The organism is Acinetobacter sp. YH12086, from assembly GCF_013419345.1.
Lineage (GTDB): Bacteria > Pseudomonadota > Gammaproteobacteria > Pseudomonadales > Moraxellaceae > Acinetobacter > Acinetobacter amyesii.
The window spans coordinates 148082-173468 of sequence record NZ_VPAF01000002.1; the positions used below are offsets into that span (position 1 = coordinate 148082).

Sequence of the window (25387 nt, forward strand, 5' to 3'; positions counted from 1 at the left end):
ATGAGTTAACCAAATGAAAACTTTAGTTAAATCTATCGTTCTTGCTGTGAGTACAACTGTGTTCGCTGCTTCTGCAATGGCAAATACAACGGCTCCTACGGCGAAACAGGTTGCGGGTCAAATTGCGCAACAAAAAATCGCTGCAAATTCAGATGTACAAAAAGCGGTAAAAGCAAAGTCTGAAGCTGAAGCGGAAGCGGCAAAAAAAGTCAGTGATCAAAAATCAAAATTGACTGCAAAAGAACTTAAAGCGAAAAAAGCAGCTGAAGCTAAAGCACAAACTGCAAAAGACTTTAAAAAAGCGATTGTGGGTTAATCACTGACCATTGATTTTACAGTGCGCCTGACCTTGGTCAGGCTTTTTTTTATCCTTATGAAAAACAGCAGCGTTAAAGATAAGATTTTTAGAGAATTTTGACTGCGTAGTTTTTTAAATTATACGCTGAAATATTTGCTTAATATTTTGATATTTAAACATAAAAATTAGTCATCACTAAAATTCATTAATCATCGTAAAATAAGTTTTTGCTAAGTCCAGCAAACTGAATTAATCTTCGCGGATTAAGTTTGAGGTCAAAGTATGATTTCATGGTTTTTTATTGGTCTAGTTATCAGTATTTTGTTAACGCCGGGACCAACCAATACGTTACTCGCATCTTCGGGTATTCAAGTTGGGCTACGTAAATCATTCCGACTCATTCCAGCGGAAGCTTTTGGTTATCTTATTTCGATTAGCCTATGGGGTTTTCTCATTGGTAAAATTTCCGTACATCTCCCTTTACTGCCGACCATTCTGAAATTGTTTAGTGCCGGCTATATTCTATTTTTGGCTATGCGATTATGGCGTACAGCAACTGTTGCTGAAAATTTTAATCAAAAGGGTATTCGTGCACGCGAATTGTTTGTTGCAACTTTATTAAATCCTAAAGCACTATTATTTGCATCTGCGATTTTTCCTGCATTGGCTTGGCAAAATGTGCAGTATTACGTAGCACACATGCTGATTTTCTTGCTGTTGATCGTTCCAATAGCATTCTTTTGGACTTTCCTCGGTTCAGTTTTGGCGTCGAATAAAATTAGTTGGCTCAATCAAGCCAATTTACAACGAACAGCGTCATTGGTCTTGGTCAGTTTTTCGATTCCACTGAGTTATTCTGCGATTTTAAAACTCTAAATTGATTTGAAAATGACTAAATCCGCTTAGTTCGGTAAAGCTTATTTTCATTAAGTCGGATTTCAGTTAAAGTACCACGCAATAATTGATTTAAGTTTTTGGATAGAGATAAATGGCTATTAAGTCTGATCGTTGGATTCGCGAAATGAGCGAAAAACACGGCATGATTGAACCGTATGCAGAAAACCAAGTCCGTTATGATGAAAATGGCGAAAAGCTTATTTCGTATGGCGTGTCTAGCTATGGTTATGACGTGCGTTGTGCTCGTGAATTTAAAGTCTTTACCAATGTTCATTCAGCAATTGTTGACCCTAAAAACTTTGACGATAAAAGCTTTATTGATATCGAATCAGACGTTTGTATCATTCCGCCGAACTCGTTTGCACTAGCACGGACAGTCGAATATTTCCGTATTCCACGTAATGTGTTAACCGTTTGTTTAGGTAAATCAACCTATGCGCGCTGCGGTATTATTGTCAATGTGACGCCTCTTGAACCAGAGTGGGAAGGTCACGTGACTTTAGAATTTTCGAATACAACCAACTTACCTGCACGTATTTACGCGGGTGAAGGTGTCGCACAAATGTTGTTCTTCGAATCAGACGAAGTGTGTGAAACCTCTTATAAAGACCGTGGCGGTAAATACCAAGGTCAAACTGGTGTGACATTACCGAAAGCTTAATCCTTCGGATTTAGTTAAATAAAGCGGGCGAATTAGCCCGCTTTTTTGTTGGGTCATTCATCGGAAAATAGACCATTCGGTGGGGAAGTTTTTGCAATTGAGTAATTATTCAGCATAATAAAAAGTTAAGTGACTGGTCTATCACAAGTCTCCATTTAAGGAATAAATGGACAATAACATCAAAGCCAGTTCTCAGGAATAAATATAAGAGAGATGCAGAGCATCTGATAAAAGGAAGGTCGAGATGACTCAATTCACCCAGGCTAAGTTATTCCGCCAGAGTTGCTTAGCAGCCGCAGTCAGCATGTTTGCTGCACCATCTGTTTATGCGCTTCAAGATTTATCAGATGAAGCACTTTCAGCCACAACGGGTGAAGGTGTTGCACTCACTTTAGAAAATTTCAAAATGGTCTTTCAAGGCCCAAATGACCGTTCTACAGCTTCTAGTTATGCGTCAGGTATGGTTGATCCAGGGAAAAGCGATACAGGTTTTATTCGGATTATTCCTACAGGTGAAAACTATGAACAATTAGGCCAGCGTGCTTACGATAAAATCTACAAAGCAGCTTATGTTGATGCCTATCAGCAAGGCCGAGTTACGGGCTATAACGGTATTTATGACTCAACTTTTATAAGTTCTAAAAGCACTTATGAGACCAATAATGCTACACGAGTAACCAATGAAACCATCGCAACATATTCAACAGAATATCGTGGCCGATTAGTACAGTCTTATCTTGAATCACCAACGATGAAGGCATATTACGATCAGCGTTATGCAGATTATTATAATGGTTCATCGGCTGGCTTATCTTTTGAAAACGATGGCACAACGAAAGAATCAATTACACCGCTCTTAAAAGAAAAGTCTCAAGCTGCCGCTTTAAAAAATACCTATGAGATGATTGAGTTACTATATGGTAACAATAGTACGGGTAACTTGCCAACCACTTCGACTTTTTATAAAAATTATGTCTCAGGAAAAATAACACGTTCAAATATTATAGATACAACAAAAGATGCTCAGTTAAATGCCAAAGCTGCAGAAACCCTCAATCAGTTGGCAACGGACTATGCCAAGCTTGAAGCTCAAAAGGCAAGCGATGCAGCATTAGCAACCGTGAAGAAAAATGCTGAGATTACAGCAAAACAAATTGCTTCGACTGCGACCGTATCGAGTCTCAGATCGAAAGCAGATGTATTTATATATGGCTTAGCCCTGTCCAATAGCAAAGATAAAAATGGCAAAAGTTCATTAGCAACGCGCTATACAGACCAAGGATTTAATTGGGGTACAGCAGAAAACCCATGGCTTTTCCATGCGGGGAATCAAGATGTTGAACAATTTGCGAAAGATAATAAGGGGAATGTTGGTTACTTAGCGATTGAGGCACCATTAAAGAAAATTGCGGCAGATGATGCATCTAACAACATCAAGCTTGGTTTGTGGATGGATGTATTTTCACGGTCTTTAAATTCAAGTAATGTCGTCGATCCGATTACCGGTGCGCCGACCAGTGGCTTAGATAAAGACTATCGTTTACGTACTCAAATTGTTGCGAATGGTTTGAGTTTTAATGGTTCACAAGTTCGAATTTTTCAAACCCTAAAATCAACAAATACCAACTATAACCAAACTTTAGGTTTAGCCAGTTTAATTCGTATTAATACCAATGATCGTGCTGAGTCACTGAGTATCAATGACGGTGATTTGGATGCTCGCGGTATGCGTATCAGTACAGCTGCACGCTCCGAACTGGATGATGGTACTGCAGCGACACCAGCGATGGATCGATCTGCAGCTCCAATCTTTCATGAAACTGAAGGTCTATATTTATATAGCCCAAATATCAATTTAGTTTTAGGAAATATGTATCAGCCCTTTATTGTGGGTTCAGAAGGTCGAAATATTATTCTGGAAGTAACTCGTATTCCAAATGTGCCTTCTATTTACAGTAAAATTTATACCTACTATACGGATATCCCGGGTAATACCACAGGTACATCGGGTTTAACCGCTGCTGACTTTAAAGGTTCAACCTGTAACGTCTATAGTTGTGGTACGGAGTTAAAAGCAAACTCTTCAGATGCGACAACACTATATCAAGGGCGTAATGCAACACATAGTAGTATTGCAATCGGTACAGTAGAGCGCTTGCCTGGTAATCTGCTGAATGCAAAAAGTACGGATACGGCGACAGGTGTGGTCTTTAAAGGTGTCAATGGACAAAGCACGAATTTAGGATCTGTTGCCATAGATGGCGTATTGATTCAGCACTTAAAAATAAGAACAACAGGGCTGTAGGAGAAATTAAATGTATAAAATTTTATGCGCTGTTGTTTGTGCTGCACTGACACAAACTCATGCAGGCTTAGTGTCTATGGATAATACCGAACTCACTGCTGCAACCGGTCAAGGCGGTGCTGATCTCAGTTGGACACTTTCATTAAACCATCAATACGCCAATGATATGTCGAAAAACAACATTTCTATCATGGATGCGAATGGAAAAACGACTCAAGCTTTTTATGGATATCAATGTTCATCCAATGAGTTTTGTCGCTTAGCACTTGCGCCCAATAATCATGTGGATGCAAATGGTAATAAGAAATGGTTGGTGTTTAAACAGTTTCAAGGAACGTTACAGATCGATCAATTTTCACTAGATGGTGTGACGATTATCAATCGTGAAGGTAATCCACAAACGGCTATGCAGTTGACATTTTATGATGATAAGCCATTAAAAATTAGAAATTTAGGTTTTGGTACGTTGGCAGTAGAAACAGGGACGACAGGTAAGGAAGGTTATGAAAATACCAGTACTTATACGACCTATACCGAAAAGAAAGCTGATGGAACAACTTCAACTTTAGCAGTGCCTGATTTTGATCGTGGTTCAGAACAAGGATTTATGGGTGTTAATGTGCATGGCAACATGCACATGAGTGGAAAGTTAAACATCTTCAGTTTTAACTGCACTGGAAATGGTGCAGGTCGCTGTTAATCAGCTGTGACTGAATATAAGGATATTGTGATGAAAAAAATAACAACTTTAACGGCACTCGCAACCAGTATTTTACTTGCTCAACATGCATATGCTTTTGAAGCGATGACCGATGAAAGCTTGGGTGCAGTTACTGGCCAAGATGGTATTTCGATTACCCATGAAGTTTCTAGAGTCAAAGTTGATCAGTTAAATTGGGTTGACCCAACTGACCAAAATAAGATGAAAATGGGTTTGCATAATGTACAAATAGATGGCGTTGGGCAAAGCACCATTACATCAAAATTAGATTTTGATGTTGGGACTACGGATGCTGGTGTAGGCATGCGTATAGCTGCAAGTGTCAGTCCATTTACGGCTGTTGCGCAAAATATTATGCTGCTGTGTCAAGGCACAACGTGCCAAACGCCTACGCAAAATTTAGGTTCACTTACGATTGCAACATCTTCACCTTTAAAAGTATTACTTGAAACCAGTAATGGTCTATTTAACCGTAATGATACGGCGTATATGGAATTTCAATTGCAAAATGCCAGCATTAGTCATGGTATGAATGGACATAGTGTAACCTTAAAGGACTTTAACTTTAACTTTGCGGGTTCAGGTTACATGTATGTTGCAGCTGATGAAGGCATTGTTCTCACCACAAAATCCACAGGGAGCAAAGACCATACGGTCAATTTGGGGCGGGTCAAGGACACTTCAGATGTACATAGCTCACGTAGCGATGCTACAAACCCCGGCGTTAATATCGATTTACGATACGGTACCGATGGTGGTGCACAGCGCAATTTAATTCGTATGGGAGCATCGGGTGCTGTCACTAATGCACGAGTTGCCTTAAATGCCAATCAAGAAGGAATTAAAGATTTTGGTCTAGCAACGAAAGCTTCAGGATATGAGTCCGTTGGTTCAGGTGGTTTACATTTAGGTGTGCGCGCGGATTTCACTTCAAAAGATGATCCGAGTCTTGTTGCAGGTCAAGCACCGACAACCTTAGAAATTGGCCATACGGGTATTGGTAGTTATGCCATTGAATTTTCTAATTTAACGTCTTTAGTTGCTGATAAAAATGCCTATATTGATTTTGGCGATATTTATATCAATACCATTCAAGCAAAAAGCCTTGATTTTCTGGTAAATGATAAATTAAAAGCGACATTAGGTTTAACCAATAATGTTTTAACCCAGAATCTGTCAAATCAAACGGCGGGTGGAAATTTTGCACTTGTGGCGATTCGTGGTATGGATTTTCAGTCCATCGCGCGTACCGCACGATTTATTTCGGATAACTCAATTGCTGCAATTGCAAGTAATGACAACAGTTGGGGGATTGGTATCCCGATTTATAATATGAATGCCAACGTTGCATTATCAGAGAAAAAATACAGTTATAAAAATGCGGCTGAAAAATCAGGTATTGGCTATAACCTTGTGATGAGCACAGATGGTTATGGTGTTGATAAAAAAACAGGAACGCCAAGTACAACATCCATTATTTTGATTGATGGTAAAAAAGGTATTAATGGTCAAGAAGTCAATTATTATGCAGGCTTAAGAAACATCAATGCACTTATTCAATCTGATGGTGTGATTGGTTATGAAAATGATGGCATCTATGTACGTGCAGATAATTTATTGATTGCAGCTAATGCCGAGTTAGCGATTGGTCAACTTCCGGGTTCAACCTATAACTGTGCGACTACAGCTTCTGCCAAATGTGGGACTACAGTACCTTTAGATAATTTCTCTAAACGTGATGATGTGTTGACGAATATTGCGTTTAAACTTGATGGTAAAGGTGAGCTATTTATAGTACCGGGTCTAAATGACAGTGCAGAAAATAATTATTTATCTTTCCGTGGAAGCTTTGAATTTAAAGCATTAACTGATGCTGAAAAGAAAGATCAAAAAGTTATGGGAAGCTATTTAAGTTTGATGAATGAAGATGTAAATGCCAGCGGTGTCGTTTCAGCTTCAAGTATCAATATTAATAAAATGCAGGGCGATCTAGGCTTTGATGCTCGAATTAAAATGAAACAAGATTCGGTAGAGTTTGATAATCAGGTAAAATTCAATCCAACCAATAATATGTCTAAAGCGTTTCGTGCAGAAGTTTCGATGTTAACAAATGGCAATATGCAAAAGATGGCGGATATTGCCCTAACCGGTGGAACAATGCGAAGTACGATGGGGATTACTCCACGCTAGTAAAATTAAATCAATAACAAATAAATAAAATAACGAACAGGGAATTTGTTATGAAAAAGAAGTTAATCAGAGGTTTGATATTCTCGACATTTGCGATGAGTAGCTTATCTCATGCAATGATGGCTTTAGATGATGAAAGCTTATCAAAAGTTGATGGTCAAGCTTTACTCTCCATGGAATATACGCAGGGGTATAATTCTGTGGATGAGAGTGGACAAGCCGTTGACCAATCCAAAGTTGGCTTTTATAAACTTGGTTTGGAAGCTGAAATGGAGCTCAATGCCAATATTAAAAAGCTCCAATTGGGTTGTGGTGGTGCAAATGGCTCAGGTGCTTGTGATATTGATATTGATCATATTTCACTGAGTGGATTGCCTGCAAATAGCAATTATACGTCGGATGAACGTGCGGCAACTTCTGCTTTGCTGACCAATCCTTTTATCGAAATTGCAATTAAAGATCCGAAATCAGCTGCAACACGTGAAGTGATGGGCTTTCGTTTGAGCGCTGAAAAAATTTCTGGATTAATGACGTTAGGTACAGAAAATAGCAATACACCCAATGGTATCAATACCTTTAGTGGTTATATGAAAACAAAAGCGTCTGCGGGTGTTGCAACAACTGCCGAGCGTGTGATGGACTATGCTTCTACGCAGCAATATATTGAAGGAGCAGTTAAGGGGACATTATTTGGTGCTGAAGTTGATCTACCGCTTCACTACAAATCAGATAATTATTCCTTTAATTTAAAATCAACCACAGCTCCTTTTACGATTCCAGCCACTGTTGTAAGTGGGAATCGAATGACAGATGTACAGTTAAAGGGTACAGGAACTGTTGATCGTCTAGATTTTAGTGGTCCATTAGTAGCTCAAATCTCTCTACTCGGTTTAAACATTAATTTGGATAAAGATGTGACGGGGTATCTTACTGGGCTAAAAACCGATATTACGGTAAATCAAAGTTTAGGTTTGATTCACGCACTATATTTAAATAACCCTGCTTCGCTTTCTTTGCAAGCTCAAAAAATACTCTGGCCTGGTGCTGCAGTCGCAGCAGAAAGAGGGTGGTGGTTGGCGATGGAAGATGAAGTTGATTTGGGCAGTATTACACCATCAGATAAAGTGGCGATTACAGATGAAGTATTGAAACAAACGATCGCCGGAATTAACCATGACCTAAGTACCAATGTTCGTAACTGTGGAGATTTACTCTTTGGTTGTGTTGCAGGTTCGGCTTTAGATGTTAAAGAGATTAAAAACCCGTCATTAATTGATTTCCCATTAACCAATTTGAAACTTTCTGGACAGGAGTTTCGTTCTAACTGCTTCGGGGGGCTGAAATTCTGTTAAGGCTTAAAATATTTGACATAAAAAATCCCGCACGTAGCGGGATTTTTTATGTTTAGCGCAAATTATTTTGCAATTTTCGCTAAAAGGTCTTCTTTACTGAGGTTGCTTGATTCTTCATCACGGCGACCTTTGTACTCAAATGTACCAGCATCCAAACCTTTCTCGCCAATGACAATACGGTGTGGAATACCTGTTAACTCGATATCAGAGAATTTAACACCAGGACGCTCATTACGATCATCAAGAAGAACATCATAACCAGCAGCAGTTAATTCTGCATACAGTGCTTCAGCTGCTTCCATTGTACGTGGTGACTTATGCGCATTCATTGGCACAATAGCAACTTCGAAAGGAGCAATTGCAGACGGCCAAATAATACCTTTGTCATCGAAGTTTTGTTCAATCGCAGAAGCAACAACACGAGTTACACCAATACCGTAGCAACCCATAGTCACAACGAGAGGTTTGCCATCTTCACCTAAAACTTTGCAGCCAAGCGCTTCAGAGTATTTTTGACCCAACTGGAAGATATGACCAACTTCGATACCACGTTTAATCAAGATTGTACCTTGACCGTCTGGAGAAGGGTCACCTTCAACAACATTACGAAGGTCATAAACTTCGGTGTATTGTGCATCACGTTCCCAGTTTACACCTACAGCATGTTTATCGACTTGGTTTGCACCAGCAACAAAGTCTGAAAGTACAGACGCTGCACGGTCAACAATAACGGTAATGCCTTTTTCGGTTAAGCCTTGAGGGCCACAGAAACCAGCAGTTAAGCCTAAGTCAGCTAATTGTGCTTCAGTTGCAAAAGTTAAAGGAGCAGCAATTAATGGGTGTTTTTCTGCTTTAATTTCATTCAGTTCATGGTCACCACGTAGGAATAAGGCAACCACTGGTGCAGCTTTACCTTCTTCAGCAACACCTTGAACCAATAATGCTTTGACAGATTGAGTAGGGTCTGATTTAAGGAATTCAGAAACCTCAGCAATGGTTTTCTGATTTGGTGTATCAACAATCTCAAGTGCTTTAGTCGGAGCAGCACGTTCACCTACTAATACTGCTTCCGCCATTTCTACGTTAGCAGCATAATCTGACTCTGTAGAGAATGCGATGTCATCTTCGCCGCTAGACGCAAGGACGTGGAATTCGTGTGAACCCGAACCACCAATTGAACCTGTATCCGCTTGAACTGGACGGAAATTTAAACCTAAACGAGTGAAAATTTTGCAATAAGCTGCATACATCTTGTCATAGGTTTCTTGTAAAGAAGCTTGGTCAATATGGAAAGAATAGGCATCTTTCATGATGAATTCACGTGAACGCATCACACCGAAACGAGGGCGGATTTCGTCACGGAATTTGGTTTGTATTTGGTAGAAGTTTGCAGGCAATTGCTTATAGCTTTTCAACTCATTGCGAGCAAGATCAGTAATCACTTCTTCATGTGTAGGGCCAAGTACAAAGTCATTGTTATGACGGTCTTTAAAACGTAAAAGTTCTGGACCATATTGTACGAAACGACCTGATTCTTCCCATAAAGATGCGGGTTGAGTGACAGGCATCAGGACTTGAAGTGAACCAGCACGATCCATCTCTTCGCGGATAATCGCTTCAACTTTATTTAATACGCGAACGCCCATCGGCAGCCAAGTGTATAAACCTGAAGCCAATTTACGAATCATCCCGGCACGAAGCATAAGCTGATGTGAAATAACTTCAGCATCGTTTGGGGTTTCTCTTAACGTTGCAAATAAAAAGCGACTCGCGCGCATGGAAACTGTCCTAAAAAATTAAGCGTTAAAGTGGAGAGTATACAATAAAAAATGAGGTGAACATTTTCCAAAGTCACCTCATTTTAGATTTTGTCATTATGACATGATTTTTTTGGCCTGACGTGCAAGGAAGTTTCGGAAATCATCCAAATAGGTAAAAATCACCGGCACAACCACAAGTGTTAGTAGGGTAGAGGTAATCACCCCGCCAATCACGGCATGTGCCATTGGCGCGCTTTGTTCACCGCCTTCACCTAAACCAAGTGCAAGCGGAACCATACCCATCACCATTGCACTAGTGGTCATTAAAATGGGACGTAAACGGGTTTTACCTGCTTCAATAATCGCTTCATAACGATCTACACCATGATCCATGGCTTTTTTAATAAAGTCGATGAGTAGAATTGCGTTCTTTGTCACCAAGCCCATGAGCATAATAATCCCGATAATGGAAAAGAGGTTCATGGTTGAATTAAATAAGAATAGGGCTAAGAAAACCCCAATCAATGATAAGGGTAATGAAGCCATAATGGCTGCAGGGTGAATGAAGCTATTAAATTGTGAACCCAAAACAATATAAATAAATACAATAGAGAGGGTAATCGCTGTCATTGCATAACCCGCAGACTCAGCCATATCTTTATTGGCACCTTGCGTGACAAAACTATAACCTGGTGGCAAGTCGAAGTTTTTCTCTATCTCATTGATTTCGGCACCAATATCACCCGCAGGACGTCCTGCTGTGTTGGCTTCAACCATCACTTCACGTGCCAGATCACGACGGTTAATTTGTGAAGCACCAAGTGTTTCTTCAAAGCTTGCCACACTTGCCAATGGAACTAAAATAGGTAAGCCTGCAGCATCGGTTTTTTGTGATGTGATGTACATGCTTTGAATGTCAGTTGGCAGTCGACGCTGATCTTCAGTGAGTCTTAAATTTACATCATAGGTTTCGCCTTTATCATCCTTCCACGTTGTTACATTATCACCCGCAAGAAGAGGGCGTAATACATTGGCGATTTGATTGACGGATAAACCTAAATCACTGGCTAAAACGCGATTGATATGTACACCTAAGGTCGGTTTAGGTTCTTTGAGTGAGCTTTCTAAGTCGACAATACCGTCGACTTTCGAAATTTCTTTCATGAAGCGGTCAGAAATGCGTTGTAACTCATCTAAGTCTGGTCCTTTAATCGAAATCATAACCGGCTTTTGGCCGCCCGATACTGTTTCATCAGCTGAGGCAATCGAGGTAATAGTAATACCTGCTATATGTTTTAAGCGGGTACGGAATTCATTGTTGAGATCCGTTAATGTTTGACTACGCTCCGTACGTGGTGAAACAGTGACACGAATGCTGGCATGGTTTTTACCCCGATCAGTGGCACTATTAATTGCACCATAAGTGGCTTTGACTTCTGGATGTTGGCGAATGATACGATCTACTTGCTTAAGCTTAGCCTGCGAATATTCAAGGGTTGCATCAACTGGTGTTTCAAATTTGATCCGAATTTCACCTTTGTCTGGTACGGGTACAAATTCAGTTCCGATCATTTTGGATAAACCTAATGCACCAAATAAAGACGCGACGGCGATTAAAAGGGTAATGAGCCTAAATTTTAAAGCAAGCTTGAGTAATTTTTCATAATGATGGCTTAGGTTGTCGAGCTTGCGCGAAATCCAGTTAAAAAAACGTTTGATTTTACCCGGCTTTTTATTTGGATCTTGGCGCTCTGCCCAGTGAGCAGACAACATGGGGTCAAGGGTGAAACTCACAAACATTGAAATCAGTACAGCGGTACTGACGGTTACACCAAATTGATAGAAGAAACGCCCAATAATGCCGCCCATAAATGCCACAGGTAAAAATACCGCGACAATGGTCAATGTTGTGGCCAATACGGCTAAACCAATTTCTTTCGTGCCGTCGAGTGCAGCGGTGACGTGGTCCTTGCCCATATCGGCATGGCGGACAATGTTTTCACGAACCACAATGGCATCATCAATGAGTAGACCGATACTCAGTGAGAGAGCCAATAGGGTCATCATATTGATGGTAAAACCAAAAATCCAAACAAAGGTGAGGGTACCTAGTAGCGAAATCGGTAGGGTTAAACCTGTAATGGCTGTCGAACGAAATGAGCCGAGAAATAACAATACAATGAGTACCGCAAGTACTGCACCTTCAATAATCGTACGTACCACGTCTTTAATGCTGCCACGAATACCTTTTGAAGAATCAACCACAATTTCTGCGGTCGTGCCTTGCGGCAATTGCTGTTGAATTTTACTTAAGGTTTTACGGGTATTATCAACCACCTCAATCACATTAGAGTCTGAACTTCTTAGAATGTCGACAGCAACAGCAGTTTTACCATTCAGATAGGCACTCGACTCCATTTCAGCTTGGCTATCTTCTATTTCGGCAATTTGTTTGAGATAAATCGGCGCGCCATTTTTATTGGCAACCACTAAATCACCGAATGAGTTTGGGTGAATAACCCGAGATTTAATTTCGACCACCAATTCTGAGTTCTTTTGTTTTAAAGTCCCCCCCGGAACTTCAATATTTTCAGATTTTAGGGTGTTTATAACTTGGTCTATCCCAATCCCGAAACTTTGTAATTTTTGCGGATTTACTTGAATACGAATTTGACGCTGTGCATCACCCAATAAATTGACCGTACCGACACCGGGAACCGTTCTAAGCTGGGGCACAATCCGTTGATTCAGATAGGAACTCAAATCACGTAAAGACATGTCCTTCGATTCAAAAACAATCGACATAATTGCACTGGCAGTAGGGTCATAACGTTCTACGATGGGGTCATCAATTTCATCACGAAATTGTGCGGTTACTGGTGCAATTTTATCTCGAATATCCTGTGCAGCTACAGAAGACGAGACATCTAGATTAAATTCGACAATAACCGTGGATAAACCTTCACTGGATTGAGAAATGACTTGCTTGAGGCCTGAAATGGTATTGATCTGATCTTCAAGTTTCTTGGTGATTTCAGATTCGACAGACTCAGGAGAAGCACCCGGATAGTTGGTGTAGACAACTACAAAAGGGAAGTCGACATCAGGAAACTCTTCAACGCCCATACGTTGCCAAGATGCGAGTCCTAGTACCATCAGACAGAACATCATCATGATGGTGAAAACAGGATATTTCACACTAATTCGGGTTAACCACATAACAACTGTCCTGCCTTATTCTTTTAATTTTGGCTGATACTTACATCTTGTTTGATATCTGAATCATTAAATTTAATTCGGCTGATCAGATCACTATTTTGTAAGCCCTGAACAATCGCGGTGTTATTGCTATAACTCTGATTCAAAATTTGTACAGGCACTTTGGCAATTTTATTTTGACGAATGACCCAGACATAAGGTTGGTCTTTTAAACTTTGAATGGTATCGAGTGGAATTTTTTGGCCTGAAATATTATCCGTGCCTAAGATGTGACCTTCGACAAAAGCACCAATACTTAATGAAGTAATAGTTTCATTTGGGGCTGCAAAAAATGCAATTTGACGACTGGCTTGATCGGCAATCGGTGAAATCCGGCTGATTTGTGCTGTGAGTAAATTGCTATTACCTTGGATGCTATATTCAATCTTTTGTCCAATTTTCAGTGCAGCTTGCTGATCACTTGGTAATTTGGCTTGAATTTCTAATTGGTCTGGATTGACGATTTCAAAAAGGGTTTGTCCGGCAGCAACCGTTTGTCCCGGTTCAACATCACGTTTGGTAATCACGCCTTGGATAGGGCTATAAATGGTGCCGTCTTGATTGGCTTTACGTGCAATATCGACATTGGCTTGTTGAGCGCGAACATTTTCCATTTGAGCTTGGTAATCGACACGACTTTGTTCAAACTCTACTTTGGAAATAAAGCCTTGATTCAGCAAACGCTGTTTACGGTCCATCATCAGTTTAGCTTGATTGGCTTGAGCTTGTGTGGATGCAAGGTTTGCTTGTGATTGAGCAAGACGTGCGGCATTGTCTTGATTATTTAAACGCACCAACACTTGGCCTTTGCTGACACGTTGTCCGACCTCTGCATTAACATTGGTTGCAGTCGCAGTGACTTGGGCTTGAATATTGCTCTGATTGACCGCCCGAATGGTACCAGTAAAGGCCGTTTTTGAAATGGCGTTGCCTTGTTCGATCGTCACCAGATCTTGTTGAATTAATTCAATCTTATTTTCTGGTTTAACACTTTGCTGCGGATCTTCTTTTTGACATGCAGCCAAAGTCAGGCTTATGCAAAGCAGGCTAAGCTTTAAAAATGGGGATGATTGCTGTGCAGAGTGCATAATGGTCCTTATATCAGCGGTCTACAAAAGCAATTGAATAACAAGTTTATTCCATCGCTTTTAAACGCGTAATAATTCTGTCGTATTCAGCTTCTGTATTTCGATAGCGAGTTTGTAACGATTGAATGTATTCTTTTTTCGCTACCATATTTTTTTGATTATTATCCAACATTGTTTTTAATTTTGCCGGAACGGTTTCACCTTTTCGAAAATGTTCACGTTCTTGGCGAACAAATAATACACGATCATTTTGTAATTGTTTTAATTGTTCTTGTTCAAACACGATCTGTTTACGTATACCAGTCAGTGCATCACGCTTTTTAATGGCTGCAGTTCGGCTATTGGTATAGGCTTTTTTAAGTTTGATATCTGATGCTTGCTGACGTGCTTGGGCAGCACGCTGAGGAGCTTGTCTAATGTCAGCTTCAGCATTGTAGGGGCGGTTACGTTTAATCACTTGCATATTTTGATCAAGTGCTTCATAACCATAGCGGATGTGATTTGGTGTCACATTGGTACTGATGTTTGCTACGCCTTTACTGTCATAGTAGCGATACCAAGTCGCCTTTTGTGGTTGCTGCATATTGTTTGGTGCAGCAAATAAAAGCGGGGTATAAGCCAGTAAACAAGTCGTCAGAATGATTTTTTTTGAGAAATGTTTAAGGCCAATCAAGTGAATTTTTTTTGTAAGCGGACTCAACCTTGTACTCCCCAGTTTAAAGTTGACTAAATTACTTATTTTAAAGTAATAATCTTGCTATAATATGCTTAATTAAGACAATTAAATACTATTCCAAGTTAAAAAAAAATCGTTGGTCATCGGAAAGTGTGAAGCAGTTAATAAAAACAAGAAATCTTGTGTGTTTGCGCAGAAAATGTTCATTGAAAACGCAAGTAAAGATATGTTAAAAATGTTCATAACTTGTAAATAATAATGCTGCTAACTTAATTGTTTGTACATCCTCAATGGGTAGGGTCAATAAATGGACGATAAATTCCAAAATCTAAAAGTCATGGTAATTGATGATTCAAAAACCATTCGTCGTACGGCCGAAACGCTGCTTCAGCGTGAAGGATGTGAAGTAGTCACTGCTGTAGATGGTTTTGAAGCACTTTCAAAAATTGCAGATGCGAATCCAGATATCGTATTTGTCGATATTATGATGCCACGTCTAGATGGCTATCAAACTTGTGCCCTGATTAAAAACTCTCAAAATTATCAAAATATTCCTGTGATTATGCTTTCAAGTAAAGATGGTTTGTTTGATCAGGCGAAGGGTCGTGTTGTAGGTTCGGATGAATACTTAACTAAGCCATTCAGTAAAGATGAATTGCTGAATGCAATCCGTAATCACGTTACAGCTTAATTAGATTTTTTATTTTTTGGGGAAAAAGCATGGCACGTATCCTAATCGTTGATGATTCACCAACAGAAACATTCCGTTTTAAAGAAATTTTAGGTAAACACGGTTTTGAAGTGATTGAAGCTTCAAATGGGGCAGATGGTGTGACAATGGCTCAAGCTGAGTTACCTGATTTGGTCTTAATGGATGTGGTAATGCCGGGTGTGAATGGATTCCAAGCAACACGTCAAATTGCACGTGGTGCGACCACCAAACATATCCCAATTGTCATTGTAAGTACCAAAGATCAGGCAACTGACCGTGTTTGGGGTAAACGCCAAGGTGCTTCTGATTATCTGACTAAACCTGTAGACGAAAAACAATTAATTGATGTGATTAAGCAACACCTCAATGCAGGATAAAGCTCTATGGCAGCAAATGGATTTATCGAATTACTTCGAATCGCAAAACGAGGAAACAAAAACTACGTTTCCACTGAAAATGAAGTAAACCGATGGTCAGGCATTGCTTTTGAGATGATGGGGCAATATTACGTTGCTCCTTTAGGTGAAGTAGCTGAAGTGATCTACCCACCAAAATATACGCCAGTTCCCAATACCCAACCTTGGGTGATGGGATTAGCCAATATTCGGGGACGCTTACTTTCTTTGTCTGACCTAGCACAATATATAACCGGTCATCGAAGTAGTTTTTCACCCACTCAAAAAGTTTTATGTATTAGTCATAATGACCATTATGTCGGTTTGGTAGTCGATCAAGTTTTGGGTATTCAACACTTTAATAAGAAAAGTTATTTTTCTAAACATAATGAGTTGGATCGAAATTTGCAGGAATATTGTCAGGGGTATTTCCACCAGCATAACCAGCAGTGGAATGTATTTCTCTTCAGTCGTTTACTGCAAAATCCAAAATACATGAACGCATCTATAAAATTTATAAATTAATTGTCGCGCACGAACGAAAGAAGGCGTAATCGGGGAGAAGCTGAATGGGCTTTAAACTTAAAAAGAAAAATACGGGTGAAAGCACCAGTGGTCGTAAAGGCGGTAATGCTTTTCTGGCAAAACTGCAATCACAGACAGATCAATTATCTCGAGTTTTTGGTGATAGTGAAAAATCCAAACCATTTATTTATGGTGCGATTGGTTCATTAGTACTGGCAACGATTATTTTATTATACCTATTCTATAGCGTTCCTCGCGGTAACCAATTAACGCAAAGTTTGGGTGAGCTCCGTCTTCTTTCGCAAACAATTTCGCGTCAAGCAACTGAGGCAACTGCATCAGGTACTGAAGATGCAATGAAAAAATTAATTGCCTCTCAAGATTCGTTCAAAGAAAACTTAGAAACTGTAAAAGACATTCATGCAAATACAGATGCGCTGAAATCTGTAGATACGCAGTGGGCTGAGGTTTCAAAAAGTATTGACTTGATTACTTCGCAACAAAAAATCATTAATAAATTATATGACACGAACATCGCGATTGGTGAAACCATTCCGGGGATTCAGGCGGAATATAACTTGATGGTCGACCAAATGGCACGTCAAGACATGCCTTCGAACCAGGTGGTGATTGCGAAAAACCAAGTATTCATTGCAGAACGTATTTTACGTTCGATCAGTTCGGTGCTTTCAGGTTCTGATAGCTCACGTGAGTCTGCAGATGACTTTAGTGCCGATACTGAAACCTTCGGTTTGTACTTAAATGCCCAATTGGATGGTAGTACAGAGCTTGGTGTACAACGTATTGAAAGCCCTGAATTACGTGAGTCACTTGAAGGCATTAAAGCTGAATATGACGATGTATTAAAATCAGCGGCTGCGACAATTTTGAAAAACTCAACGCAAATTGTGAACGTACGTAAAGCATCTTCACAAATTTTTGCTGAGTCAGACAAATTGTTGGACAACTTAAATCAATTGTCTTCTAGCACAGGCTTGAAAACCATTTTACCTGCGGTACTGTTGATTCTTGCTTTAACAGCCTTCTTGATCTGTGTGTTCAAACTTCTTTCTTTACGTGGTCAATCGGATAAATTCCGTGTAACCCGTCTTCAAGAAGAATATGACCGTAACCAGAACGCGATTTTACGTTTACTCGATGAAATTGCCGATCTTGCAGACGGTGACTTACGTTCGTATGCGACGGTATCTGAAGACTTTACTGGTGCGATTGCCGACTCGATTAACTTCGCAATCGACCAATTACGTGACCTTGTATCGCGTATTACAGAAACTTCTCAAGAAGTTGCGCAATATACCGCCAATACGCAGGGTATTACCAACCAGCTTGCAGAAGCATCTGAACATCAGGCGCAAGAGATTGCTGGTGCATCTGCCGCGATTAACGAAATGGCAATGTCGATTGACCAAGTATCGTCGAACGCTGAAGAATCAGCTGTCGTAGCAGAACGTTCAGTACAAATTGCTGCAAACGGTGCAGATGTCGTAAACCGTTCAATTGAAGGTATGGACACGATTCGTGAGCAGATTCAAGAAACGTCTAAACGTATTAAACGTTTGGGTGAGTCTTCTCAAGAGATTGGTAATATTGTCGCACTGATTAACGATATTGCCGACCAAACAAACATCTTGGCATTAAACGCAGCAATTCAGGCGTCGATGGCGGGTGAAGCAGGTCGTGGTTTCGCCGTGGTAGCGGATGAGGTACAGCGTCTTGCGGAACGTTCAGCGTCTGCAACCAAACAGATTGAAGGCTTGGTAAAAACCATTCAAACGGATACTAACGAAGCCGTAATTTCAATGGAACAAACGACTTCGGAAGTTGTACGTGGTGCGAACTTGTCTAAGGATGCCGGCGTAGCACTAGATGAAATTCAGTCTGTATCGGGTAACTTGGCGAAACTGATTGCAAACATTTCGGATGCCGCAAAACTTCAGTCTGCTTCAGCTGGTCATATTGCGACAACGATGAACGTTGTACAAGAAATTACCTCGCAAACCACCAGTGCAACATTTGATACTGCACGTTCGGTATCTGAATTGGCGAACATGGCTGAATCATTACGTGAATCTGTATCTGACTTTAAACTCCCAGAGTAAGTCAGGCGCAAACCTGCAGTACCTTAGCTACGGCTAGGGTACTGCACCGATTACAGATAACACATCGATAAGGTGAACTTAACGTCACAGTTAAGTCTTAGGTGATGGTTACAATTAAGTTTGAGCAACCTTCTTGGTGGCAAAACATAAGAAGCCTTAGCTATGAAAGAAATATTAAAAAATTTAGTTGAAACAACTACGCTTCCTGAAGATAGTTATCTTGATCAAGATGCAGAAATTTTAGAGATTTTTGTTGAAGAAATAGAAGAAATCTTTGAAGAACTGGCGGGTTTATTTACAACTTGGTTGGAAAATCCACAAGATAAAGACACTTTAACGACGATTCGTCGTCATTTCCATACACTGAAAGGTTCAGGTCGTATGGTTGGGGCAAAATCGGCGGGTGAAACTGCATGGGCAGTTGAAGATACGCTGAACCGTGTCATTGCGGGTTCAGTACAGTTAACGCCGACCGTTCAAAAGTTTGCACAAACAGTTTTAAATGTTTATCAATATAAGCTCTATCCACGGTTTAAAAATGTTGCCGAATTGGATGTTGACTTACGTCCATTGGTTTTAATGGGGCAACAATTACAACAAAATATTAGCCTTGAGCCTGCACTCGAAGAATTATTAAAACTGGCAGATCAATTAAAATCTGAAGATGGTGTCACTGGTTTAGAACTGACTGATGTTGAAGCTACAGCGTCTGTAGAAGTGCTTGAAAGCACAATTGATGCGGTTGTTGAATCAGAACCTGCTCCTGAACAAGTGGATGCAGATGCATCACTGGTCGAAGAGACAGTGAGCATTTTTATTGAAGAAGCTGAAGAACATCTACAAACGATTGATCAGTTCCTCCAATCAGATGACAGCAAATCACAAGATTATAATGGTTTGATTCGCGCGCTACACACCTTGCGTGGTAGTTCGTCGATGGCGCAAATCGAAGAGATTTTTGAAGCCAGTTCAAAAGTTGAAAACTTATTCAAAACCTTATTACAAGACGAAATCGTATCGAGCTCGAAAGAAACTGCTTTATTGATTCAATATGCTGAATTTGTTCGTGATTATTTACACGTGCTGCGTTCAGGAGATAAGGAAAATCTTGCATCTATTTATGAAACTTTCAAAGCTGCTTGGGATGATTATGGTTTTGCTAGCCAAGATCAATTGGCGCCTGAAGATAATCCACAAGGTTTGGTTTCTAAACTAATCGAATTAAATATTGATCAGTTATTGGATGCTGAATTTGAGTTTGATAAACGTGCCCTTGCTGAATTCCCAGACTATATTCAACAGCTCAGTCAACAAGCTTTAGAGTTGATCAAACATACGGATAATCGTGCGTCTGTTGGAATCCATGATTTCACAACTCAACTGCGTGCAGCATATCAGTCTTTAATTGAAAAGCCTGAATTACTCCATGCTGATTATGGCTATGAGTTATTTGCACAAGCACATCAAGAGTTTATTCACTTATTTGACACCTTAGCTGCGGGTCAGCGTGTGGTGTTAAGTGAAGATGTTCAGCGTTTCTTAAATGAGCTGACTGCATTTGTACAACAAGATATTGAAGCAGTTGCAGCGACGACAACACCAGAAGCCCATGTAGTTGCTGAACCTGTTGCCACAGTAGAAGATAAAGCCGCTGTTGCAAATACAACAGCAGTAGACTTTGCACAATTAAGTCAGCGTATTCAACTTGATCATCAACAGATGCAAGCGGTGGATGCGAATAATGACTTTGATGAAGATCTTTTAGGGATCTTTATTGAAGAGGCAGAAGAGTTATTGGTGGGGATTGACCAAGACCTTAGTACTTGGACACGTGATCAGACCAATACTTCAGCTTTGAATAATTTAATGCGCTATTTGCATACCCTAAAAGGTGGTGCAAATATGATTGCCGCGTCTCATGTGGGTTTAATTTCGCATGAATTGGAATCGATTTATGAGCGTATTATTCGTCAGCAAATTTCGATTACTCCTGCGTTAATTCAAATTATTCGCTTGGTGCAGGATGATATTTCAGATCGTATTCAAACCATTCGTGACCAAGGGATCGACTACCCAGCGAATAATGTGATCGATATTCTAAGGAATATTCAGTCAATTGTGGCAGGAGAGCGTTCAGAACCTGTTGCATTGGCTTCGGCTCCTATTTCAGCTGAAACTCTACAAGCTACAGTAGAGCCAGATGTGTCGGTGTCAGAGCCGATGGATGTTGCTGTAGACACAGCAGAAGCAGTGGTTGAAGCTCAAACGACTGCTCAAACTGAGTCTGCTGTTGAACATCTTGAACATGCGGTTGCTGAACATGTTGAGCATCCAGATGACGATCTACGTTCTGTCATGGAAGAAACCTTCCTTGAAGAGTCTGAGGAAATTCTTGAACAAGCCGTTCAATTATTAAATCAATGGACTGAACAACGTAGTGACCGTAACGTATTGCTTCAATTACAACGTGCTGCCCACAGTATTAAGGGTGGTGCGCGTATGGTTGAAAATGAACCTGTTGCCGCAATTGCGTATCAACTTGAGACGACGTTTGAGCATTTCGCAGTTCATCATTTCAACTCAAATGCATATGACGGCTTACTCAAAACGACGTTGGCATGGTTAAAAGAAGCGATCTTCAACCACGACTATAGTAATTTTGACAGCATCAAATTGAGCTTAGAGTCCATTCAATATGTGGATGTTACGGTTCAACTGCCAAACCGTGTTGCAGAATTGGAACAAGGTATCGTCAGCAAAGGCTTTGAATTTATTCAGGGTGATGGTGTTGAACCGCCATCGATGTTGGGTGAGTGGACTGAAGCCAATTCTTCTGATAACAGCAATGAGATGATTCGTATCTCGGCTGATCTCGTCGAGAAGATGATTGACTTATCAGGCGAGAATTCGATTAACCGTTCACGTATTGAGATGGACTTAGGTCAGCTAGGCAATACCTTGAATGAAATGGAGTTAGCAATTAAGCGACTTGCTGACCAGTTACGTCGAATGGATGGTGAGCTTGAGTCACAAATTATTGCCAAACATGGTTCTGAAAATTCACGCTATGCGGATTTCGACCCATTGGAGATGGACCAATATTCATCGATTAACCAATTGTCAAAATCTCTAGCCGAATCTGCGTCGGATTTGGTTGACTTCAAGAGTACTTTGGCAGAAAAAATCCGTGATGCGGAAGGTTTGTTATTACAACAATCACGTATTCAGTCAGAAATTCAAGAGAGTCTGATGCGTACCCGTTTGGTGCCATTTGATCGTTTGTTACCACGTTTACAACGTATTGTGCGTCAAACCTCTTCGACCTTGAACCGTCCTGCAGAATTGATTGTTCAAAATACAGAAGGTGAACTGGACCGTACGATCTTAGAGCGTTTGGTGACACCATTTGAACATATGCTGCGTAATGCGGTCGACCATGGTTTAGAAGATACTGCTGACCGTTTGGCTTTGAAAAAGCCAGAAGTGGGTAGCATCGTCTTGAACATCAGTCGTCAGGGTACCGATGTACTGGTGTCTTTCAGTGATGATGGTAAAGGGATTGATGAAGCCAAGATTAAAGACAAAGCCTTAAAACTTGGTTTAATCAAAGCGGATCAGTTCCTCGATAAACAAGAAATCTTGCAATTGATCTTCCATCCAGGTTTCTCAACGGCACAAGCGGTAACGCAAATTTCGGGTCGTGGTGTTGGTCTGGATGTGGTGCAAAGTGAAATTAAAGCCTTGGGTGGTCATGTTTCCGTAGAGTCTGAGTTAGGTAAAGGGACAACCTTTACCATTCGTGTACCAACGACGGTAGCGGTCAGCGATGCCTTGATGGTGAAAGCTGGCGATCAGCAATATGCGATTTCATTAGCGCAAATTGAGCGTATTGTCCGTATTGCACCTACGGCACTTGAAACTTACTTCAATAGTAACGATGACGTGTTTAAAATTGACAATACCAATTACAAACTACGTTATCTATCAGAGTTTGTGGGTAATCAGCCAATTCCACGTTTAAATAATGTCGGCCATTCATTGCCTGTACTACTAATTAAAGGCAACAGTGGTCAAACCATTGCTTTATTGGTCGATCAGCTGGTGGGTTCGCGTTCTCAAATCGTGGTGAAACCAATTGGTCAACAATTTACCAGTGTGGCCGCGATTGCAGGTGCCACAATTCTTGGTGATGGTCATGTATGTTTGATTTTGGATGGACAAAATATTGCACGTCAGATTCAAACTACGCAGCGTGTTAAACATTCAGCTGAGCAGCGTGATTTGGGCCGTCAAGCCAATGCGCGTCGTTTAGTGATGATTGTCGATGACTCGGTAACTGTACGTAAAGTGACTTCACGCTTACTTGAACGTCAAGGTTATGACATTGTGACAGCGAAAGATGGTGTGGATGCAATTGAACAGCTTGAAAATGTCCGTCCAGACTTGATGCTACTCGATATTGAAATGCCACGTATGGATGGTTTCGAAGTGACTAACTTAGTCCGTCACCATGACATTCACCGTGAGCTGCCAATCATTATGATTACATCACGTACAGGTGAAAAACATCGTGAGCGTGCATTTAGCTTAGGTGTGACTCACTATATGGGTAAACCATTCCAAGAAGCTGAATTGCTTGCCAATATTGAAGCTTTAATTGCAGAAAAGCAGGGGTAATCTATGAGCCAAAATACTGTTTCTCAGATTGTCAGCGATAAAATTGATCAACAGGAACTGCAACATCTCATTACGGTATCTACCGGGTTTATCGATGCATATATCATTGATTGTCATGGTAAAGAGCCAATGTTGTTGCCACAAAATATTGTGCTATCAGCGCTCGATAGTGCAACCAAGGTTCCTTTTGTTGAATGGCATGAATTGAAATTGCCTGTTTTCTCGGTCAATGATCCTGCAAAAAATCAGGGCGTGGCTTTGGTGATTGAAGGCGATGATGTTGGACAGCGTTTTGCACTGATGTGTAATGAAATGCCGAAAACCATTCGTCTGCGTATTTCTGAAGTGGTTGATGAAGAAAAAGTCGTGAAAGATGCCAATATTTTCCAATATGTACGCATGGCCGATCAGGTATTTCATATTCCAAATTTAGCCAATATTCAAAACAGCATTGGGCTTCAATCGGCTTAATATTTGCAAAAACGAGATATAAAAAAAGGAACTCAATGGAGTTCCTTTTTTGACTATGCAGGGAATACTTAAGCCAACAGGTTTTCTAAAATCTTTTCGTAAATTTCAGAAAGTGGTTCTAGCTCTGCCACATTGACGTGTTCATTGATTTGGTGAATCGTGGCATTTAAAACACCCAGTTCAAGCACCTGCGCACCTGTAGGCGCAATGAATCGACCATCAGAAGTACCACCACTGGTCGAAAGTTCAGTTTCAGTCCCAGTAACTTCTCGAATGGCATCACGTGCGGCATTCACTAACTCACCTACAGGGGTTAGGAATGGCAAACCAGATAACGTCCATGAGATGTCATATTCAACGCCATGACGATCTAGAATTTCCAAGGTACGTGCTTTGAGTTCATCTGCCGTTACTTCAGTTGAATAACGGAAGTTAAACAGTAGATTCATCGTGCCCGGAACAACGTTGGTTGCACCTGTACCGGCATTGATATTGGAAATTTGGAACGACGTTGCAGGGAAGTATTCGTTACCATTGTCCCACACGGTATCGCAAAGTTCAGCCAGTGCTTTTGACGCAGTATGGATTGGGTTTATTGCTAGATGTGGGTAAGCAACATGCCCTTGTTTACCTTTAACCGTTAAATTGGCATTTAGCGAACCACGACGACCATTTTTAACAATATCGCCGAGTGTGTTGGTGCTAGATGGCTCACCCACCAAACACCACGTCATTTTTTCATTACGCGCTTCTAAAGTTTCAACAACTTTGACTGTCCCGTTGATCGAAGGGCCTTCTTCGTCAGAAGTAATGAGAAAGGCAATCGAACCTTTATGATTTGGATGCTTCGCAACAAAACGTTCTGAAGCGACAACCATAGCTGCCAACGCGGTTTTCATATCTGCGCTGCCACGACCATATAGTTTTCCGTCGCGAATTTCAGGAAGAAATGGGTCAGAACCCCATGCATCCAAGTTACCCGTAGGTACTACATCAGTATGACCTGCAAAGCAAAATACTGGTGCTTCAGTCCCTTTACGTGCCCAAAGATTATCTACATCATCAAAACGCATATTTTCAATGTTAAAGCCAATCTTGGCTAAACGTTCCGCCATAATGTTCTGGCAGGTATGGTCAATCGGTGTCACCGACGGTTGGCGAAGTAGTTCTAGGCTGAGATCAAGAGTTGCTGTTGAGGTCATGCTAAATACAGAAGTCAAAAATGTCGCAATATAATAGGCGAATCGACAAGCGAAGGGAAATTTAGACGTAAAAAAACCC

Annotated in this window: 17 protein-coding genes and 2 pseudogenes; 14 read left to right on the forward strand and 5 right to left on the reverse strand. The window is 40.6% G+C overall.

Going from position 1 to position 25387, the window contains the following annotated elements; genetic code table 11:
* The first annotated feature begins 13 nt into the window (after positions 1-13).
* The 7 genes from FTU29_RS03935 (at position 14) to FTU29_RS03965 (ending at position 8424) form a co-directional block, all read left to right on the forward strand.
* On the forward strand, positions 14-316 hold the full coding sequence (locus FTU29_RS03935; protein WP_180120528.1) for a hypothetical protein: 303 nt from the start codon (positions 14-16) through the stop codon (positions 314-316).
* A gap of 264 nt (positions 317-580) precedes the next feature.
* Positions 581-1174, forward strand: a complete 594-nt coding sequence (locus tag FTU29_RS03940) for a LysE family translocator (RefSeq protein WP_180078183.1) — start codon at positions 581-583, stop codon at positions 1172-1174.
* A 112-nt stretch (positions 1175-1286) separates the two neighbouring features.
* On the forward strand, positions 1287-1856 hold the full coding sequence (dcd, locus tag FTU29_RS03945; protein WP_005008040.1) for a dCTP deaminase: 570 nt from the start codon (positions 1287-1289) through the stop codon (positions 1854-1856).
* Between the two features lie 244 nt (positions 1857-2100).
* Positions 2101-4161, forward strand: coding sequence for a hypothetical protein (locus tag FTU29_RS03950; protein WP_180120529.1), 2061 nt, complete (start codon positions 2101-2103; stop codon positions 4159-4161).
* A gap of 10 nt (positions 4162-4171) precedes the next feature.
* Complete coding sequence (locus FTU29_RS03955) at positions 4172-4861, forward strand: hypothetical protein (RefSeq protein WP_180120531.1); 690 nt, start codon at positions 4172-4174, stop codon at positions 4859-4861.
* A 30-nt stretch (positions 4862-4891) separates the two neighbouring features.
* The gene (locus FTU29_RS03960) at positions 4892-7072 is read left to right on the forward strand and encodes a DUF6160 family protein (protein WP_180120533.1); all 2181 of its coding nucleotides are present in this window, start codon (positions 4892-4894) and stop codon (positions 7070-7072) included.
* A 50-nt stretch (positions 7073-7122) separates the two neighbouring features.
* Positions 7123-8424 carry a hypothetical protein gene (locus FTU29_RS03965; protein ID WP_180078176.1) on the forward strand — a complete coding sequence of 434 codons (1302 nt, stop codon included), beginning with the start codon at positions 7123-7125 and terminating at the stop codon, positions 8422-8424.
* Between the two features lie 62 nt (positions 8425-8486).
* On the opposite strand, the gene FTU29_RS03970 is transcribed toward FTU29_RS03965, so the two are convergent.
* From FTU29_RS03970 to FTU29_RS03985, 4 genes are all read right to left on the reverse strand, one after another.
* Positions 8487-10202: a proline--tRNA ligase gene (locus FTU29_RS03970; protein WP_180120535.1), complete on the reverse strand. Its 1716-nt coding sequence runs from the start codon at positions 10200-10202 to the stop codon at positions 8487-8489.
* 96 nt (positions 10203-10298) lie between these two features.
* Positions 10299-13403 carry an efflux RND transporter permease subunit gene (locus FTU29_RS03975; RefSeq protein WP_180120537.1) on the reverse strand — a complete coding sequence of 1035 codons (3105 nt, stop codon included), beginning with the start codon at positions 13401-13403 and terminating at the stop codon, positions 10299-10301.
* 23 nt (positions 13404-13426) lie between these two features.
* On the reverse strand, positions 13427-14530 hold the full coding sequence (locus FTU29_RS03980) for an efflux RND transporter periplasmic adaptor subunit (protein WP_180120539.1): 1104 nt from the start codon (positions 14528-14530) through the stop codon (positions 13427-13429).
* Between the two features lie 46 nt (positions 14531-14576).
* Positions 14577-15152 (reverse strand): hypothetical protein, encoded by a 576-nt coding sequence (locus FTU29_RS03985; RefSeq protein WP_228144750.1) that lies wholly within the window; start codon positions 15150-15152, stop codon positions 14577-14579.
* 361 nt (positions 15153-15513) lie between these two features.
* On the opposite strand from FTU29_RS03985, the gene pilG reads away from it, so the two are divergent.
* The 7 genes and pseudogenes from pilG to FTU29_RS04015 all read left to right on the forward strand — a co-directional run bounded on the left by pilG (position 15514) and on the right by FTU29_RS04015 (position 24106).
* Positions 15514-15897 (forward strand): twitching motility response regulator PilG, encoded by a 384-nt coding sequence (pilG, locus tag FTU29_RS03990; protein ID WP_078191060.1) that lies wholly within the window; start codon positions 15514-15516, stop codon positions 15895-15897.
* A 29-nt stretch (positions 15898-15926) separates the two neighbouring features.
* Complete coding sequence (locus FTU29_RS03995) at positions 15927-16295, forward strand: response regulator (protein ID WP_078191059.1); 369 nt, start codon at positions 15927-15929, stop codon at positions 16293-16295.
* Between the two features lie 6 nt (positions 16296-16301).
* Positions 16302-16838, forward strand: coding sequence for a chemotaxis protein CheW (locus FTU29_RS04000; protein WP_078191058.1), 537 nt, complete (start codon positions 16302-16304; stop codon positions 16836-16838).
* Positions 16839-16882: 44 nt separating this feature from the next.
* Complete coding sequence (locus FTU29_RS04005) at positions 16883-18958, forward strand: methyl-accepting chemotaxis protein (RefSeq protein WP_078192256.1); 2076 nt, start codon at positions 16883-16885, stop codon at positions 18956-18958.
* 162 nt (positions 18959-19120) lie between these two features.
* A pseudogene (locus FTU29_RS17635) lies at positions 19121-21077 on the forward strand (Hpt domain-containing protein); the annotation flags it as partial.
* Between the two features lie 218 nt (positions 21078-21295).
* Positions 21296-23635, forward strand: a pseudogene (locus FTU29_RS17640) (response regulator); the annotation flags it as partial.
* Between the two features lie 3 nt (positions 23636-23638).
* Positions 23639-24106 (forward strand): hypothetical protein, encoded by a 468-nt coding sequence (locus FTU29_RS04015; RefSeq protein ID WP_180078162.1) that lies wholly within the window; start codon positions 23639-23641, stop codon positions 24104-24106.
* A gap of 68 nt (positions 24107-24174) precedes the next feature.
* On the opposite strand, the gene dapE is transcribed toward FTU29_RS04015, so the two are convergent.
* Complete coding sequence (gene dapE / locus FTU29_RS04020; RefSeq protein ID WP_111884925.1) at positions 24175-25308, reverse strand: succinyl-diaminopimelate desuccinylase; 1134 nt, start codon at positions 25306-25308, stop codon at positions 24175-24177.
* Positions 25309-25387: the final 79 nt, after the last annotated feature.

Bases quoted from the DNA above. Each gene is read 5' to 3' on its own strand.
- FTU29_RS03975 (WP_180120537.1), bottom strand. From the start codon at position 13,403: ATGTGGTTAACCCGAATTAGTGTGAAATATCCTGTTTTCACCATCATG.
- dapE (WP_111884925.1), bottom strand. From the start codon at position 25,308: ATGACCTCAACAGCAACTCTTGATCTCAGCCTAGAACTACTTCGCCAA.
- pilG (WP_078191060.1), top strand. From the start codon at position 15,514: ATGGACGATAAATTCCAAAATCTAAAAGTCATGGTAATTGATGATTCA.
- FTU29_RS03980 (WP_180120539.1), bottom strand. From the start codon at position 14,530: ATGCACTCTGCACAGCAATCATCCCCATTTTTAAAGCTTAGCCTGCTT.
- dcd (WP_005008040.1), top strand. From the start codon at position 1,287: ATGGCTATTAAGTCTGATCGTTGGATTCGCGAAATGAGCGAAAAACAC.
- FTU29_RS04005 (WP_078192256.1), top strand. From the start codon at position 16,883: ATGGGCTTTAAACTTAAAAAGAAAAATACGGGTGAAAGCACCAGTGGT.
- FTU29_RS04015 (WP_180078162.1), top strand. From the start codon at position 23,639: ATGAGCCAAAATACTGTTTCTCAGATTGTCAGCGATAAAATTGATCAA.
- FTU29_RS03940 (WP_180078183.1), top strand. From the start codon at position 581: ATGATTTCATGGTTTTTTATTGGTCTAGTTATCAGTATTTTGTTAACG.
- FTU29_RS03960 (WP_180120533.1), top strand. From the start codon at position 4,892: ATGAAAAAAATAACAACTTTAACGGCACTCGCAACCAGTATTTTACTT.
- FTU29_RS03955 (WP_180120531.1), top strand. From the start codon at position 4,172: ATGTATAAAATTTTATGCGCTGTTGTTTGTGCTGCACTGACACAAACT.
- FTU29_RS03995 (WP_078191059.1), top strand. From the start codon at position 15,927: ATGGCACGTATCCTAATCGTTGATGATTCACCAACAGAAACATTCCGT.
- FTU29_RS03950 (WP_180120529.1), top strand. From the start codon at position 2,101: ATGACTCAATTCACCCAGGCTAAGTTATTCCGCCAGAGTTGCTTAGCA.
- FTU29_RS03970 (WP_180120535.1), bottom strand. From the start codon at position 10,202: ATGCGCGCGAGTCGCTTTTTATTTGCAACGTTAAGAGAAACCCCAAAC.
- FTU29_RS03965 (WP_180078176.1), top strand. From the start codon at position 7,123: ATGAAAAAGAAGTTAATCAGAGGTTTGATATTCTCGACATTTGCGATG.
- FTU29_RS04000 (WP_078191058.1), top strand. From the start codon at position 16,302: ATGGCAGCAAATGGATTTATCGAATTACTTCGAATCGCAAAACGAGGA.
- FTU29_RS03935 (WP_180120528.1), top strand. From the start codon at position 14: ATGAAAACTTTAGTTAAATCTATCGTTCTTGCTGTGAGTACAACTGTG.